The 17,287-nt window shown below is 61.4% G+C and carries 12 protein-coding genes and 1 pseudogene; 1 reads left to right on the top strand and 12 read right to left on the bottom strand.

The window, feature by feature from the left end; all coding sequences use genetic code 11:
• Positions 1 to 8 precede the first annotated feature (8 nt).
• The 9 genes and pseudogenes from gltB to BM026_RS29190 all read right to left on the bottom strand — a co-directional run bounded on the left by gltB (position 9) and on the right by BM026_RS29190 (position 11,858).
• Entirely contained in the window at positions 9 to 4,454 is a 4,446-nt protein-coding gene (gltB, locus tag BM026_RS11095) for a glutamate synthase large subunit (protein ID WP_092246425.1), read from the bottom strand.
• A 352-nt stretch (positions 4,455 to 4,806) separates the two neighbouring features.
• A complete protein-coding gene (locus BM026_RS11085; protein WP_093513476.1) occupies positions 4,807 to 6,366 on the bottom strand; it encodes an SPOR domain-containing protein in 1,560 nt (519 codons plus the stop codon).
• Between the two features lie 10 nt (positions 6,367 to 6,376).
• The gene (gene aroB / locus BM026_RS11080; protein ID WP_093121358.1) at positions 6,377 to 7,477 is read right to left on the bottom strand and encodes a 3-dehydroquinate synthase; all 1,101 of its coding nucleotides are present in this window, start codon (positions 7,475 to 7,477) and stop codon (positions 6,377 to 6,379) included.
• Positions 7,478 to 7,602: 125 nt separating this feature from the next.
• On the bottom strand, positions 7,603 to 8,121 hold the full coding sequence (gene aroK / locus BM026_RS11075; RefSeq protein ID WP_003171222.1) for a shikimate kinase AroK: 519 nt from the start codon (positions 8,119 to 8,121) through the stop codon (positions 7,603 to 7,605).
• 4 nt (positions 8,122 to 8,125) lie between these two features.
• Positions 8,126 to 9,382, bottom strand: a pseudogene (locus BM026_RS11070) (type IV pilus secretin PilQ); the annotation flags it as partial.
• Positions 9,383 to 9,521: 139 nt separating this feature from the next.
• Positions 9,522 to 10,487, bottom strand: a complete 966-nt coding sequence (locus BM026_RS11065; RefSeq protein WP_092246416.1) for a pilus assembly protein PilP — start codon at positions 10,485 to 10,487, stop codon at positions 9,522 to 9,524.
• On the bottom strand, positions 10,484 to 11,038 hold the full coding sequence (locus BM026_RS11060) for a PilN domain-containing protein (RefSeq protein WP_092246413.1): 555 nt from the start codon (positions 11,036 to 11,038) through the stop codon (positions 10,484 to 10,486). Before BM026_RS11060 ends, BM026_RS11065 begins: the two co-directional genes overlap by 4 nt.
• Complete coding sequence (pilM, locus tag BM026_RS11055) at positions 11,035 to 11,688, bottom strand: type IV pilus assembly protein PilM (protein ID WP_093121363.1); 654 nt, start codon at positions 11,686 to 11,688, stop codon at positions 11,035 to 11,037. Before pilM ends, BM026_RS11060 begins: the two co-directional genes overlap by 4 nt.
• Positions 11,689 to 11,711: 23 nt before the next feature.
• Complete coding sequence (locus BM026_RS29190; RefSeq protein WP_156682174.1) at positions 11,712 to 11,858, bottom strand: hypothetical protein; 147 nt, start codon at positions 11,856 to 11,858, stop codon at positions 11,712 to 11,714.
• 51 nt (positions 11,859 to 11,909) lie between these two features.
• Between BM026_RS29190 and BM026_RS11050 the strand changes: the two genes are divergently transcribed.
• Positions 11,910 to 14,369, top strand: coding sequence for a penicillin-binding protein 1A (locus BM026_RS11050; protein WP_371914370.1), 2,460 nt, complete (start codon positions 11,910 to 11,912; stop codon positions 14,367 to 14,369).
• A 206-nt stretch (positions 14,370 to 14,575) separates the two neighbouring features.
• Here BM026_RS11050 and BM026_RS11045 read toward each other — a convergent pair whose 3' ends face one another.
• From BM026_RS11045 to rpmE, 3 genes are all read right to left on the bottom strand, one after another.
• Positions 14,576 to 15,844, bottom strand: a complete 1,269-nt coding sequence (locus BM026_RS11045) for a malic enzyme-like NAD(P)-binding protein (RefSeq protein WP_071492370.1) — start codon at positions 15,842 to 15,844, stop codon at positions 14,576 to 14,578.
• Positions 15,845 to 16,025: 181 nt separating this feature from the next.
• Positions 16,026 to 16,832, bottom strand: coding sequence for a thermonuclease family protein (locus BM026_RS11040; protein WP_092246405.1), 807 nt, complete (start codon positions 16,830 to 16,832; stop codon positions 16,026 to 16,028).
• A gap of 14 nt (positions 16,833 to 16,846) precedes the next feature.
• Positions 16,847 to 17,080: a 50S ribosomal protein L31 gene (gene rpmE, locus BM026_RS11035; protein WP_005784030.1), complete on the bottom strand. Its 234-nt coding sequence runs from the start codon at positions 17,078 to 17,080 to the stop codon at positions 16,847 to 16,849.
• Positions 17,081 to 17,287: the final 207 nt, after the last annotated feature.

Here is a 17,287-nt window from a genome sequence, read left to right as displayed (position 1 = left end):
GGCGCATATCACTGCGGGTTGGCACGGATGCTGGAAAGCAACGATTTCAGGTTGGCAGCCTTGGGCTTGACCAGCCAGAAACGACGCAGGTAATCATCGAGGTTTTCAGCGAGGTTACGGCCCCATTCGCTGCCGGTCTCCTCGACGTACTCGTCCAGCACGTGCTGCAAGTGGTTCCGGTAGGACTCCATGGCTTCGCCGCTGATCCGCTGGATCTCGACCAACTCGTGGTTGACCTTGTCGACGAAGGTGTTGTCCTGGTCGAGCACGTAGGCGAAACCGCCGGTCATGCCCGAACCGAAGTTGTAACCGGTCTTGCCCAGTACCGCGACAAAGCCCCCGGTCATGTACTCGCAGCAGTGATCGCCAGTGCCTTCCACCACGGTGTGGGCACCGGAGTTACGCACGGCGAAACGCTCACCGGCAGTACCGGCCGCGAACAGCTTGCCACCGGTGGCGCCGTACAAGCAGGTGTTGCCGATGATGGCACTGTCCTGGGTCTTGTAAACGCTGCCTTTAGGCGGAACGATCACCAGCTTGCCGCCGGTCATGCCCTTGCCCACGTAGTCGTTGGCGTCGCCTTCCAGGTACATGTGCAGGCCGCCGGCGTTCCATACGCCGAAGCTCTGCCCAGCAGTGCCCTTGAAGCGGAAAGTGATCGGCGCTTTCGCCATGCCCTGGTTACCGTGCTTGCGCGCGATTTCGCCGGAGATGCGTGCACCGATGGAACGGTCGCAGTTGCAGATATCCAGGGCGAACTCGCCACCGCTGGCGTCGTTGATCGAGGAACCGGCCATGTCGACCATCTTCTCGGCCAACAGGCCTTTGTCGAACGGCGGATTACGGTCCACGCCGCAGAACTGCGGTTTGTCGGCCGGGATATGATCGCTGCCCAACAGCGGCGTCAGGTCCAGGTGGTTCTGCTTGGCGGTCTGGCCTTCGAGGACTTCCAGCAGATCGGTACGGCCGATCAGCTCTTCCAGCGAACGCACGCCCAGCCTGGCCAGCCACTCACGGGTCTCTTCGGCGACGTAGGTGAAGAAATTCACCACCATGTCGACGGTGCCGATGTAGTGATCCTTGCGCAGCTTCTCGTTCTGAGTGGCGACACCGGTGGCGCAGTTGTTCAGGTGGCAGATGCGCAGGTACTTGCAGCCCAGGGCGATCATCGGCGCAGTGCCAAAGCCAAAGCTCTCCGCACCGAGGATCGCGGCCTTGATCACGTCGAGGCCGGTTTTCAGGCCGCCGTCGGTCTGCACGCGCACCTTGCCACGCAGGTCGTTGCCGCGCAGGGTCTGGTGGGTTTCGGCCAGGCCGAGTTCCCACGGCGCGCCGGCGTACTTGATGGAAGTCAGCGGCGAAGCGCCGGTGCCGCCGTCGTAGCCAGAGATGGTGATCAGGTCGGCATAGGCCTTGGCCACGCCAGCGGCGATAGTGCCCACGCCGGCTTCCGCCACCAGCTTCACCGAGACCAGCGCCTGCGGGTTGACTTGTTTCAAGTCGAAAATCAGCTGCGACAAGTCTTCGATCGAATAGATGTCGTGGTGCGGCGGCGGCGAGATCAGGGTCACGCCCGGCACTGCATAACGCAGCTTGGCGATCAGACCGTTGACCTTGCCGCCTGGCAGTTGGCCGCCCTCGCCCGGCTTGGCGCCCTGGGCAACTTTAATCTGCAGCACTTCGGCGTTGACCAGGTATTCCGGGGTTACACCGAAACGGCCGGTCGCGACCTGCTTGATTTTCGAGCTCTTGATGGTGCCGTAGCGCGCCGGGTCTTCACCGCCTTCGCCGGAGTTGGAACGCGCCCCCAGGCGGTTCATGGCTTCGGCCAGGGCTTCGTGAGCCTCGGGCGACAACGCGCCCAGGGAGATACCGGCGGAGTCGAAGCGCTTGAGGATCGATTCCAGCGGCTCGACTTCGGCGATGTCCATCGGCGTGTCCAGGGTCTTCACCTTGAACAGGTCACGGATCATCGACACCGGGCGGTTGTCCACCAGGCTCGTGTATTCCTTGAACTTGGCGTAGTCGCCCTGCTGCACGGCGGCTTGCAGGGTGTTGACCACGTCCGGGTTGTACGCGTGGTACTCGCCACCGTGCACGAACTTGAGCAGGCCGCCTTGCTGGATCGGCTTGCGCGCGCTCCAGGCTTCGGCCGCCAGGGCTTTCTGTTCAGCTTCGATATCGACGAAACGTGCGCCCTTGATGCGACTTGGCACGCCCCGGAAGCTCAGCTCGCAGACTTCTTCGGACAGGCCGATGGCTTCGAACAGTTGCGCACCACGATAAGACGTAACGGTGGAGATGCCCATCTTCGACAGGATCTTCAGCAGGCCTTTGGTGATGCCCTTGCGGTAGTTCTTGAACACCTCATAGAGGTCGCCCAGCACTTCACCGGTACGGATCAGGTCACCCAGCACTTCGTACGCAAGGAACGGGTACACCGCCGAGGCGCCGAAACCGATCAGCACCGCAAAGTGATGCGGGTCGCGGGCGGTTGCGGTTTCGACAAGGATGTTGGAGTCGCAACGCAGGCCTTTCTCGGTCAGGCGGTGGTGCACCGCGCCGGTGGCCAGGGAGGCGTGGATCGGCAGCTTGCCCGGCGCGATGTGGCGGTCGGTCAGTACGATCTGGGTACGACCGGCACGCACGGCTTCTTCGGCCTGGTCGGCGACGTTGCGCACCGCGGCTTCAAGGCCGAGGCTCTCGTCGTAGTTCAGGTCGATGATCTGGCGGTCAAAGCCTGGGCGCTCCAGGGTCATCAGCGAGCGCCACTTGGCCGGAGACACGACCGGCGAGCTGAGGATCACGCGGGAGGCGTGCTCAGGCGACTCCTGGAAGATGTTGCGCTCGGCACCGAGGCATACCTCCAGGGACATCACGATAGCTTCGCGCAGCGGGTCGATAGGCGGGTTGGTCACCTGGGCGAACTGCTGGCGGAAATAGTCGTACGGCGTACGCACGCGCTGGGACAGCACGGCCATCGGCGTGTCATCGCCCATGGAGCCAACCGCCTCGTAGCCTTGCTCACCGAGCGGACGCAGCACCTGGTCGCGCTCTTCGAACGTGACCTGGTACATCTTCATGTATTGCTTGAGTTGGTCCACGTCATAGAACGCCGAACCATGGTCGTTGTCTTCCATGGTCGCCTGGATGCGCAGGGCGTTCTTGCGCAGCCATTGCTTGTACGGGTGACGGGACTTCAAGCGGTTGTCGATGGCGTCGGTGTCGAGGATCTGCCCGGTTTCGGTGTCCACGGCCAGGATCTGGCCCGGCCCCACGCGGCCTTTGGCGATGACGTCTTCGGGCTTGTAGTCCCACACGCCTATTTCCGAAGCCAGGGTGATGAAACCGTTGGTGGTGGTGACCCAACGCGCCGGGCGCAGACCGTTACGGTCGAGCAGGCATACCGCGTAGCGACCGTCGGTCATGACCACGCCGGCCGGGCCGTCCCACGGCTCCATATGCATCGAGTTGTACTCGTAGAATGCACGCAGGTCCGGGTCCATGGTCTCGACGTTCTGCCACGCTGGCGGAATGATCATGCGCACGCCACGGAACAGGTCGATGCCGCCGGTGACCATCAGTTCGAGCATGTTGTCCATGCTGGAGGAGTCGGAACCCACGCGGTTGACCAGCGGGCCGAGCTCTTCCAGGTCCATCAAATCGTTGGCGAACTTGGTGCGACGGGCCACGGCCCAGTTGCGGTTGCCGGTGATGGTGTTGATCTCGCCGTTGTGGGCGAGGAAGCGGAATGGCTGGGCCAGCGGCCATTTCGGCAGGGTGTTGGTGGAGAAGCGCTGGTGGAACACGCAGATTGCGGTCTGCAGGCGCTCATCGCTCAGGTCTGGATAGAAGGCGGTGAGGTCCGCCGGCATCATCAGGCCTTTATAAATGATGGTCTTGTGGGAAAAGCTGCAGATGTAGTGGTCGGTGTCGGCGGCGTTGGCCACGGACGAGCGGCGACGCGACGTGAACAGCTTGATCGCCATGTCCTGGTCGCTCAGGCCATCCCCAGCGATGAACACTTGCTCGATCTGCGGCAGGCGCTCGAGGGCCAGGCGGCCGAGCACACTGGTGTCGATCGGCACTTTGCGCCAGCCGACGAGTTGCAGGCCGGCAGCCAGGATCTCGCGGTTCATGTTCTCGCGAGCGGCTTCGGCTTTGACCGGGTCCTGGTTGAAAAACACCATGCCCACGGCGTACTGCTTGGGCAGGTCGACCGCAAATTGCTCTTTTGCGACAGCGCGCAGGAACAGGTCGGGCTTTTGAATCAGCAAGCCACAGCCGTCACCGGTCTTGCCGTCGGCGTTGATCCCACCGCGGTGGGTCATGCAGGTCAGGGCCTCGATGGCCGTTTGCAAAAGGGTATGACTGGGCTCGCCCTGCATATGGGCTATCAGGCCGAAACCGCAGTTATCCTTGAATTCATCGGGTTGGTACAGACCTGCTTTCATAGACACTTTCTCACCAGGCTGCCTCTTATTCCGAGGCAAATTTCTTTTCAATTCAACCGGTTACCTTCCACGCCGAACGTACGCCGGCTTAGCGGGGGCAAAAGGGAGGTCATTGTACACACCGACACAGACGCTCACAAATTTAGCGACGAAATGTCGCAAATCTATGTCGCATTTATGAAAGGTTTAAAGCGATATGCTGTGCTAGTCAAAACTTTTTTTAATTCTGACCGCTACGACTCAAAAGCCACTGTGACGCAGACACCACAAAGCGCGCGGTCTCTAGAGACAGCACGCACTTGCGGTTTTTTTGAGGTGCCGGGAGGGCGGCCTGGGTAAGGCCGCCGGATCTTCAGCGAGTTGTTGCGAGTTCTTGTTGAACGCTGGCAACAGTGCGAGGCCAAGGTTTACCAGCCTGAACCTTCGCTGGCAAGGCCTTGATGGCAGAATCAGCCGCTGCACGGCTGGAGAAACTGCCATAGGTGATCACGTAGAGAGGCTTGCCGTTGAGCACTTTCTTGAAATAACGGTACTCGCCGCCCTGCTCTTTCACGAACGCCTGGGCATTGGCTTCGGAGCTGGTGCCGAGGATCTGCACCACGAAGTTGCCGGAAGGCTGGCTGCCATACCAGCCGCTACCTGCAGCACCGGCCTTGGCAACGGTGGCGGATGGTTTTTCAGCAGGCTTGGCAGCCGGGGCCGGAGCGGGCTTGGCGGCTGGCGCAGGCGCAACCGGTTTGGTCACAGGCGCAGGCTTGGCGGTTGCAACAGTCGGTGCCGGCGTTGGTTTTGCCGCTGGCTGACCGGCTGGCACGCCCGCAGGGGGTGCAGTGGTCGTGACGGTCGGCGGTGTTGCGCTGGAACCTTCCACCGGCACGCCGTCATCACCTTCGGAGATACCACCGGCTTCTTCGGCGAGCGGGCCGCGCATGACAGGTTGGCCAACCATCGGCAGGTTGGTCGGTTGCCCGGAATTGGCGAACTCGACGTTTGGCGTGGGTTTGCCCAGTGGCAACTGCGCCTGTTCGGTTGGCGCGCCGGCCGTGGTCGGTGCCTTGCTGCGGCCTGGAATCAACCAGGCGGCGGCGACAGCGACCACGACAACGGCGGAAATAGCCAATACGTGTTTCTTAGGCATAGAGAACCCCATCTTTGGACGCTTGACCGCTGTGCGGCTGGCAATCATGGCTTCGATCATGGCATCGCGGGCAACCTGGTTGATGGTGCCAGGCCAGCCGTCGGAGCTTTCGTGAATATCAGAGATCTGTTGAGCGGAGAAAAGTTCGATACCCGCGCCCGCGCCTTCCAGGCGTTGAGCCAGGTATTCGCGGGTTTCTTCCTCTTCGTACGGCTGCAGTTCGATGACGTGGAACAGCTCCTGATCACCGCTGATCTGCTCCAGCTCGGCAATCAGCGACGACTCACCAAACAGGAACACGTGGGGGCGACCTTCCGGCGTACCGGCCGCCAACGCCAGCAGCGCTTCGAGGGCGGATTCGTCGAGCTGCTCGGCGTCATCCACCAGCAGGTAGACTTCCTGGCCGGTCAGGCCCAGTTGCACCACTTGCTTGAGGATTGCGTTCGGTTCGGCAGTCGCCACGTCCAGCGCCTGGGCGACCTGGCGCAACACGCCCGCCGCATCACCGGCACCACGGGCCGACACCACCACGCTCTGCACCGACTGCTTGTTAGTGCTGGCCACCAGGGCCTGGCGCAGCAAGGTCTTGCCGCTGCCCAAAGGGCCAGTCACGACCAGCAGCAATTGGCTGTAGCGCGCGAGGTGATGCAACTGGCCGAGCACTGGTTTGCGCTGGGCCGGGAAAAATTTGAAACCAGGCACCCGTGGAGCAAAAGGGTCGTGGCTTAACTGGTAATGGCCGAGGAACGCCTCGTCGGCATGCAAACTAGTCATCGGGATCTTATTAACCTTTAAGCTGGGCCAGGGCGCGGTAATTCGCTCCCAGCGTGGCCTGTAAAATCTCTTTCGGATAATCGTCGGTCACCACCGCTTCGCCCATGTGGCGCAGCAGCACCAGTCGCAGTCGACCGTCGATCACTTTCTTGTCTATTGCCATATGTTCGAGGAAATCTGCCTCGGTCATCTCTTCAGGCGGAATCACCGGCAAACCGGCGCGCTGGAACAGGCGGATGCCACGGTCACGCTCCTGGGCACTGATCCAGCCCAGGCGCTGCGACATCTCCAGTGCCATCACTGTGCCAGCCGCCACGGCCTCTCCATGCAACCACACACCATAGCCCATGTGGGTTTCGATCGCATGGCCGAAGGTGTGACCCAGGTTCAAGGTGGCCCGTACGCCGGACTCCCGTTCGTCGGCATTCACCACGAGTGCCTTGGCGGCACAGGAGCGGGAAATGGCTTCGGTGAGGGCCGCCTGGTCGAGATTGCGCAAGGCGTCGACGTGCTCTTCCAGCCAGGTCAGGAACGGTTCGTCGCAGATCAGCCCGTACTTGATGACTTCCGCCAGACCCGCCGACAGCTCACGCGGCGGCAAGGTGTTGAGAGTCGCGGTATCGATCAGCACGGCTTGGGGCTGGTAGAACGCGCCGACCATGTTCTTGCCCAGCGGATGGTTGATGCCGGTCTTGCCGCCCACCGACGAATCCACCTGGGACAACAGGGTGGTCGGCACCTGGATAAAGTCCACGCCACGCTGGTAGCAGGCCGCTGCAAAGCCGGCCATGTCGCCGATGACACCGCCGCCCAGGGCGATCACGGTGGTGCGGCGGTCATGACGTGCAGTCAGCAGGCCATCAAAGATCAGTTGCAGGGTTTCCCAGTTCTTATGGGCCTCGCCGTCGGGCAGGATCACAGAAATAACGGAGTACGCTGCGAGGCTGCGGCTCAGACGCTCAAGATACAGCGGCGCGACCGTTTCATTGGAGATGATCGCCACTTGCCGCCCGGCAATATGCGGTGCGAGCAACTCGGGCTGGTCCAACAGACCTTCGCCAATATGGATCGGGTAGCTGCGCTCGCCTAGATCGACCTTAAGTGTCTGCATGTGTCCCCGCGTTGAAGATGTATTGACGACCGGTAACGTCAAACGCTGACGCTGCCTGATGGCTCTACGCCACACCTTGGGAGGTGTTGGCGCGCCGCCGAGAATAGCGCATTTCGGGCCTGGCTTTAACGGGGTGGCAGCCGTTGCAGGCGCTCAAGAATGTCGAGGACCACCATCCGGGGTGGCCGCTCATCGGTTTCTACCACCAGATCGGCAATTTCCCGATACAGCGGATCGCGCAGCGCCAGCAAATCCCGCAGGGTTTTCTCCGGGTTGGCCGTGCGCAGCAACGGGCGATTGCGATCACGGGCGGTACGGCCCACTTGCTGCTCGACCGACGCATGCAGGTAGACCACCCGGCCACCGGCATGCAGCGCGCGGCGGTTCTCGTCACGCATCACCGCGCCCCCACCCGTCGCCAATACCACGCCATCGCAGCCGCACAGCTCGGCAATCATCGCCTGCTCGCGGTCACGAAAGCCCAGTTCGCCTTCCTTATCGAAGATCCATGGGATATTGGCACCCGTGCGCAATTCAATTTCCTTGTCGGAATCTTTGAACGGCAGGCGCAGCTCTTTGGCCAGCAAACGGCCGATGGTGCTTTTTCCAGCGCCCATCGGTCCTACAAGAATCAAATTTCGCACAGAATCAACGACTCACAGCAATCGCCTGGTTATTCATAATACGCGGAGTCAGGAATACCAGCAGCTCGGATTTTTTCTCCGCCAGCACATCGCGCCGGAAAAGGCGGCCAAGATACGGCACATCGCCCAAAAATGGCACTTTATCTACCACTTTGCTTTGGGTATTGGAGAAAACCCCGCCGATGACGATGGTCTCGCCATCCTTGACCAGCACCTTGGCGTTGACCTCGTTTTTCTTGATCGGCGGCACGTCGTTGAGTTTATTGAGATAGTCGGGCTCATCCTTGGTGACTTTCACCTCCATGATCACGCGGTCGTCAGGAGTGATTTGCGGGGTGACCTCCAGCGACAGCGAGGCTTCCTTGAACGACACCGAGGTCGCGCCGCTGGAGCTGGATTCCTGATAGGGAATCTCGGTGCCCTTGAGGATGCGTGCGGTTTCCTTGTCGGACGTGACCACCTTGGGTTGCGAGACGATTTCGCCGTTACCGGTTTTCTCCATGGCGGTGAGCTCCAGGTCCAGCAGCAGGTTGTCGGTGATAAAGGCGATGCCCAAGCCCGAGGTGCCGTTGAGTGTTCCCAAGTCCACGAAAGGTGAACTGGGTGGGTTTTCCGGCGGCTCCGCGCCTTCAGGCAGAGGTTTGGGAATGCCACCCGCGCTCCAGTTGCCGCGAGCGAGCCGCCCACCCCAGCGCGCGCCCAGGCTTTTGTCATAATCGACATTCGCCTCGACAATCCGCGCCTCGATCATGACCTGGCGCACCGGCACATCCAGCTGCGCCACGATCCTGCGCAGTTCCTCCAGCCGCTCGCCAGTCTGATAGGCGATGATGTTGTTGGTGCGATCATCCACCGCCACCGAGCCACGCTCATCGGTGACGCCCTCAAGGCCCGTGAATGACTGAAACAACTTGGCCAGGTCCGCCGCCTTGGCGTAATTGACCTGCAACAGCTCCCGACGCAACGGCGCCAGTTCGGCCATTTGCTTGCGCGACTCCAGCGTCAGCAGCTCACGCGCGGCCAACTCCTCGGCGGGCGCGACCAGCAACACACCGGCCTTTACCCGCTTATCCAGGCCCTTGGCTTGCAGCACCAGGTCCAACGCCTGATCCCAAGGTACATCCTTTAGACGCAGGGTGATCGAGCCCTGCACATCGTCGCTGGCAACCAGATTGAGGCCCGCCACATCGGCAATCTGCTGCAGCGCGGTGCGCAACTCGATGCTCTGGAAGTTGAGGTTCAGCTTGTCGCCGGTGTAAGCGCTCGACGTGGCGCTGCCAGGCGGTGGCAACTGGATCAGGTCTACACGATTGGGCACAGCAACAGCCATCGGCGCCGTGAACGCTATCCATAGCGCCACACCGAAGGACAAGAAAATCCTTTTCATTGATTCGATTCCGTTATGAGTTGACGTTCAACACCAGGGTTCGCGGGCGCTCCAGCCATGCACCCTGACCATCGGGAAACAGCTCGACCAGCTCTATGTGACGCTCATGGATGGCCGTGACCCGGCCATGGTCCGGCCCCAGATAGTCACCGACCGCCAGGCGATGCACCGTGGAGGCCGCACGCAGCAAGGCGAAAACCTGCGACCCGCGAGACAGCGTGCCGACCATTTCGAACTGGTCCAGCGCAAGGCTTTCCAGGGCTGCACGTGGCCGGGCGAGATCTGGCGCACGGGCTGGCCGCCCAGGTAGATGATCGACCTGAACGGCAAGCCGCTGAAAAGGGTCGCGCAGCCCAGAAGCCTCGTAGACAAAGGGCTGCCCTTGGCGGGCCTGACCGCCTCCCCCGCCGCCCGGCTGCCAGTAGCTCTTGACCAGCAGATCAAGGCGCAGCAGCTTGCCATCCCGCCGCAGGACCACATCATGCACCGTCGCGATTCGCGCCAGACCACCCAAGCTACTCAGGAACGTCGCCAGGTCGTGGTAAGCCCCTGTCACGCCGACCTGTACCGGCTGCTCGTGATAGTACTGCTGAGACTGTTCGTCCAATGGCGTGACGCTCTCGACCACCAGACCATTGGCCAATGCCAAGTGCGCGATGTCTTCCAGCAAGCCGGGCATTTCGGATTCGCCCGGCAACGCCCGGAAAAGCTCATCGGCTTTCACCTGCATCACTTGGAGCTGCTGCGTGCGCGCCTCAAGGGGGGCAGCCATGGCCGTCTTTTGAGCGACTTGCTGTTGCAGGGCCACTTCCCGCACCTCGACCTGGCTTAGCCGCTGACGCGACGGGCTCAGGTACACAAGGTCACCCACCACAAATATCAGGCTCGCCAGCGCACAGCCCAACAGGGCCTTGCCAGGTAGGGGCCATTTTGCAGCGTTGTGAGTGAGTGCAGAAAGATTGAGCCTCAACGGGCTCAAGGTTGTGCCTCGGAAGGCTCGCCCTGTCGCACCATCAGCTGGAATTCATTGTTGCCACGCGCGCCCTCGGTTCGCACCTGTTGCAACCGCGTAGAGTGGGCGCCTTGCGCGGCCTCCAGGCGACGCATCAGTTGGGCGATATCCTGGCTCGACTCGGCACTGCCGCTGATACTCACCGTATCGCCCTTCGCCACCACTTCATGCAGATGGACACCGTCGGGTACTGCGCGCGCCAACTGATCCAACAATTGCGCACCGGACGAGCGGGAGTCGTGCAGGTCCTGCACAACCTTCATGCGCTGCGCCAACTGCTGGCTTTGCTCCTGCAGGTCGTCGATGGTCTTGATGCGCGAATCCAGGCCGGTGATTTGCTTGCCCAGATGGTCATTACGGGTCACTTGCCGGTCAATGGCCTGGTCGATCACCTGGTCCGCCAGCCACACGGCTGCGAGCGCCGCGCAGGCGAACGCCAGCAGGCACGCCAGCAGGTACTTGCGTCGCCGCTCCGCCAGCGCCTGGCGCCAAGGCAAAAGGTTGATTCGTGTCTTCAAGCGAAACTCCTCAGGGCCAACCCGCAAGCAATTCCCATCCCGTGGGCGTCCACGGCCCATTGTGCACCATCGACTCGATGGCCCGGCGTGAAGCTGGCGAAATCCTGACTGCATGCGCGCGCCAATGCAAACGCTTCGACATCGACCACCCTCGGCACCAGCCCGGCCAGCGCCAGAACCGCCTCCCGTGCCTCGACGTGTTCCTTCAGGCACGCCGCCAGCAGCACCTCGACACGACCTGGGTCCAGGGCGGTCGGCCCGCGCACTTGAAAGTCGATGGCCACGTCATCCAATGGATAAGGAATGTACTGGTCTGCCTCCATCTGGATCATCCAGGCCATCTCATCGTCGGTGAGCCCAGCCTCCATCTCGATTATGCGCGTGATCACCGAGGGCCCGGATACCGCAGCGGCAGCACCACGGACCGACGTTGCCATTCGCGACAACGCACTGCGCAAGGTGCGTCCCACGCCTTCGAGATCCAGAAATGTGCCGTCGACCACCGAGCGTACCGGCAATGCCTGGGTGACATAGGCCCGAATGTGGTAACCCGTGATTGAACGGCCCAGCTCCACCAGCCGGATTGCCGTGTCATTGATGTCGACGCCCAGCAGGGTATCGAGTTTTCCCGTGAAAAATCCTTTTCCCATAAAACTCCCTAAAGCTTTGCCTGTCATACCGCCTGATTGCCGCCGGGCGCCATGCATTCGGTCGACTTGTTGAGCAGGTGCGAATGACGCCCCAAGTCGAAAAATGCTTTAATGCCCAGCGTTTTTTGCCGCTTTTTATCTGCAGCTCGGGTCGATCCATCGATTGCCATGCAAGCCCCGACGCCTAACCCATTCTTTTCTCTGGAAATCCAAAAGCCTTGATTCGTCTGCTGAAGTTTTTCGGGTACTCCATTGTCGCCATCGTTTGCGGGCTGCTGCTCGTGCTCAGCGGGGCCTACCTCTACCTTAGTCCGGGTTTGCCCTCCGTAGAGGCTCTCAGAAGTATCCAGTTGCAGATTCCTTTGCGGGTCTACAGCAGCGATGAAAAACTGATCGCGGAGTTCGGCGAAATGCGCCGCACACCGATCCGTTTTGCCGATATTCCACCCAATTTCATCAGCGCCCTGCTCTCGGCTGAGGACGATAATTTTGCCAACCACTATGGCGTCGACCCCAGCAGCCTGGTGCGTGCGGCCACGCAATTGGTAAAAAGCGGACACATTCAATCCGGCGGCAGCACCATCACCATGCAGGTGGCGAAGAACTTCTTCCTGACCAGCGAGCGCAGCTTTTCGCGCAAGGCCACCGAGATCCTCCTGGCACTGCAAATCGAACGCCAGTTGACCAAGGATGAGATCCTTGAGCTGTACGTGAACAAGATCTACCTGGGCAACCGCGCCTACGGGATCGAGGCGGCCTCGCAGGTCTACTATGGCAAGTCCATCCGTGACGCCAGCCTGGCGCAGATGGCCATGATCGCCGGCCTGCCCAAGGCGCCCTCACGCTTCAACCCCCTGGCCAACCCGGCGCGCAGCAAAGAGCGCCGCGACTGGATCCTGGGGCGCATGTACAAGCTGGGCAAGATCGACCAGGCCGCTTACGAAAGCGCCATCGCCGAGCCGTTGAATGCCAGCTACCACGTGCCGACGCCGGAAGTGAACGCCCCTTACATCGCCGAAATGGCGCGCGCCGAGATGGTCGGCCGCTACGGCAGCGAGGCGTATACCGAAGGTTTCCGCGTGACCACCACCGTGCCGAGCGACTTGCAGGATATCGCCAATAATTCGGTGCATTCCGGCCTGATCACCTATGACCAGCGTCACGGCTACCGTGGCCCCGAATCACGCCTGCCGGGCAAGACCCTGAGCGCGTGGACCACCGAGTTGGGCAAACAACGTGCGATCAGCGGCCTGGAGCCGGCCATCGTCACCCAGGTGAAAAAAGATGGCGTGCAGGTCCTGACCCGCACCGGCGAAGCCCATGTGGCATGGGACAGCATGAAGTGGGCGCGCCCGTTCCTGAACACCAACAGCATGGGCCCGATGCCCAAGCAACCGTCGGACGTGGCGCAGGTGGGCGATTTGATCCGCGTACAACGCCAGAAGGACGACAGCCTCAAGTTCAGCCAGGTGCCGCTGGCCCAGGGCGCACTGGTGTCGCTGGACCCGCAGAACGGTGCAATCCGTGCCCTGGTCGGTGGCTTCGCGTTCGAGCAGAGCAACTACAACCGCGCGACCCAGGCCAAACGCCAACCGGGCTCGAGCTTCAAGCCGTTCATCTACAGCGCCGCGCTGGACAACGGCTACACCGCCGCCAGCCTGGTCAACGATGCACCCATCGTGTTTGTCGACGAGTACCTGGACAAGGTCTGGCGCCCGAAGAACGACACCAACACCTTCCTTGGCCCGATCCGCATCCGCGAAGCGCTGTACAAGTCGCGTAACCTGGTGTCGATCCGCTTGCTGCAGGCAATGGGCGTGGGCAAGACCATCGATTACATGACGCGCTTCGGTTTCGCCAAGTCAGACCTGCCGCCCAACCTGTCCCTCGCCCTGGGCACTGCGACCCTCACACCGATGGAAATCGCCACCGGCTGGAGCACCTTTGCCAACGGCGGCTACAAGATCACACCGTACCTGATCGACAAGATCGAAAGCCGCAACGGCGAAACCCTGTTCACCGCCAACCCACCACGCGTGCCAGGTGACGTGGTCAACGGCGTGGCAGCGACGGATGGCCTGGCAGCGCCAAGCAATGGCGGCATCACCATCGAGCCGACCCCAGGCACGACGCAGGCCGCCAACGGTACCCCGGCGGAGCCACAGGCGCCGGCAGTTGCCGAGCGTATTGTCGACGGCCGTACCACTTATATTCTCAACAGCATCCTGGAAGATGTGATCAAGAAGGGGACCGGCCGCCGCGCCCTGGCGCTGAACCGGCCGGACATCGCCGGCAAGACCGGTACCACCAACGAATCCAAGGACGCCTGGTTCTCCGGCTACAACGCCGACTACGTGACCACCGTGTGGACCGGCTATGACCAGCCGGAAAGCCTGGGTCGCCGCGAATTCGGTGGCACCGTCGCGCTGCCGATCTGGATGAGCTACATGGGCGCAGCCTTGAAGGACAAGCCGCCGCACACCCAGCCGGAGCCGGAAGGCATCCTCAGCCTGCGCATCGACCCGATCAGTGGCCGTGCAGCTTCGCCAAGCACGCCGAACGCGTACTTCGAACTGTTCAAGAGCGAAGACACGCCGCCGTCGGTCAACGAGCTGGGCAATGGCGTTGCACCGGGTAGCCCGCTGCCGGCGGATGAGGCGGCGCCGATCGATCTGTTCTAGTGAGATTTATGGCCTGAAACAGATTCAATGTGGGAGCGGGCTTGCTCGCGATTGCGGTGTGTCAGGCGCCACATGAGCTGATTGATCCATCGCTATCGCGGGCAAGCCCGCTCCCACACTTGGGTCTCCACAAGGCCCAAGTGAATCGCCACAAAAAAGCCCCGACTCGCAAGAGCCGGGGCTTTCTGTTGGTGCGCTACAACGGCTTAGCCGTTGAACACATCATCCACGCTTTTCAGCGGGTAGTGCTTCGGATACGGCAGGGTGGCCACGCCGGTCTCGATGGCGGCCTTGGCCACGGCATCGGAGATCAGGGTGATCAGGCGCTTGTCCATTGGTTTCGGGATGATGTACTCACGACCGAATTCCAGCTTGGCGCCACCGTAGGCGTCGCACACGTCCTGAGGCACCGGCAGCTTGGCCAGTTCACGCAGGGCATTGGCGGCAGCCACTTTCATCTCTTCGTTGATGCGCTTGGCGCGAACATCCAGGGCGCCACGGAAGATGAACGGGAAGCCCAGTACGTTGTTGACCTGGTTCGGGTAGTCCGAACGGCCGGTGGCCATGATCACGTCGCTGCGGGTGGCGTGAGCCAGTTCCGGCGAGATCTCCGGGTCCGGGTTGGAGCAGGCGAACACGATCGGGTTGGCCGCCATGGACTTGAGGCCTTCGGCGCTCAGCAGGTTCGGGCCGGACAGGCCGACGAACACGTCTGCACCGTCGAGGGCGTCAGCCAGGGTACGCTTGTCGGTGGCGTGGGCAAACATCGCCTTGTACTGGTTCAGGTCGGTACGCTCGGACTGGACCACGCCCTTGCTGTCGACCATGAAGATGTTTTCCAGCTTGGCGCCCATGCTCACCAGCAACTTCATGCAGGAGATGGCCGCAGCGCCGGCGCCCAGGCAGACGATCTGCGCGTCAGCAAGGGTCTTGCCGGCGATTTCCAGGGCGTTGATCATGCCGGCCGCGGTTACGATCGCGGTGCCGTGCTGGTCATCGTGGAATACCGGAATGTCGCACTGTTCGATCAGGGCCTTTTCGATCTCGAAGCACTCAGGTGCCTTGATGTCTTCCAGGTTGATGCCACCGAAGGTGATGGAAATGCGCTTGACCGTGTCGATGAAAGCCTGCGGGCTTTCGGAGTCGACTTCGATGTCGAAAACGTCGATGCCGGCAAAGCGCTTGAACAGCACGCCCTTGCCTTCCATGACTGGCTTGGAGGCCAATGGACCGAGGTTGCCCAGGCCGAGAATCGCGGTGCCATCGGAAATCACTGCAACCAGGTTGCCTTTGCCGGTGTACTTGTACGCCAGTTCGGGGTCGCGGGCGATTTCACGTACGGGCTCGGCAACACCAGGGCTGTAGGCCAGCGACAGGTCGCGGGCGGTGGCAGTGGCCTTGGTGAGCTCTACACTCAGCTTTCCTGGACGAGGATGGGCATGATATTCGAGAGCGGCAGTTTTCAAATCAGACATATCGGCATTCCGCTTTTACTGTTGGTCGACGGACCGCCGAGGATACGCGTGTCGCAAAGTCCCTACAAGACTGGGTAGTCACAGGTGTCAAGGCCCCAAAGCGCCGTACTTTGGTCTAAGGCCACGGGATACAAGGGGTTAACTGTTCACAATCGAATAAAAAAATGTCTACAATTTTTTATTAATCAGCCGATTTGAGCATGCTGGGGTCGGTCAGCGGCAGCAACCAACGTGCCTGGCCGTTTTTCCGGCCACCCCGTTTGGATCGATCCTGCACCCAGCCACGGGCCTCGACTGCCCTGCCTTGCAGACCACTGAGCAATACCGAGTCGAACCGGCGGGCGAGTTCGGGTGCAATGCGTAATACCAGTGAACCCTGCAACTCGATCCAGATTCCACCACGATTGCGTTCGATCTTGCTCACTCGGCCGCTGACCAGGGCGAAGCCGGACTGCTTGAGTTGCGCCACGCTTTGCACGGGTGACTGCTGCCATACGCCCAAACGCGCGTCACGGGCGCTGTCCTCCGCAGCTGTCTGGCAAGCGACAAGATCGACATTGGGCGCGACCCCCACCTGAAACCCCAGGCCTTCGGCCAGCAGTTGCGCCTCAAGATTCTTTCCATCAGCGCTGTAGAGGTGGGCCAAGGTACGGCCGTAGCGGTCCTTGCTCTCGCGCCCCGGCACCAAGCCAACCCGGCCGCCACTGGCCTCAACCAACACCTGCAAACGCTGGCGGGCCGCAACGGCGTAGGGCTCGTCGGAGCGGCCTTGCTTGCCGGTTTCCGGGGCATTGAGACCGATCATCCGCACACTGCGGCCATCCTTGAGGCGCACGGTGTCGCCATCCACCACGCGTTGCACCTCCACCCGGGCCAAGGCGGACGGCGCGGGGCAAAACACGTCGGCCTGGGCGACTGAAAGCCAAATCCCAGGCACAAAAAAGGCGCCCACACGGGACGCCTTTTTCAACAGCTGGCAAAAGCCCATAAGGCTTTTGAGCCTTACTCTGCTGGAGTAGCAGCAGGCTTCTTGCCGAAAGCACCAAAGCGATCTGCGAAGCGCTGTACACGGCCGCCGGTGTCCAGAGTTTTCTGCTTACCGGTGTAGAACGGGTGGCACTCGTTGCATACGTCAGTACCCAGTGGCTTGCACAGGTTCGAACGGGTTTCGAACTTGTTGCCGCAGCTGCAGGTGACTTCGATGGTTTCGTACGCTGGATGGATATCGGCTTTCATGGCACTTCCTCGGGCTAGCGTGCCGCCACTCGACACTATTGTCGAATACCGCACGTAATTAGGCCGCGGATTCTACCAGACCTTTTCAATCACGCAAGCTGCACATCTGGCTGAAAACCTCCTTTCATCAGAAAACCGTGGCATACCCAAGCCCTCCCGGCTCTGCTAGGCTCCCGCCCCTGCGCCACCGCCTGCCTTTATATGAGA

This window comes from Pseudomonas sp. NFPP24, assembly GCF_900112095.1.
GTDB classification, from domain to species: domain Bacteria; phylum Pseudomonadota; class Gammaproteobacteria; order Pseudomonadales; family Pseudomonadaceae; genus Aquipseudomonas; species Aquipseudomonas extremorientalis.
The sequence above is the reverse complement of the archived record's forward strand: the minus strand, read 5'-3'. Positions and strand labels throughout refer to the sequence as shown.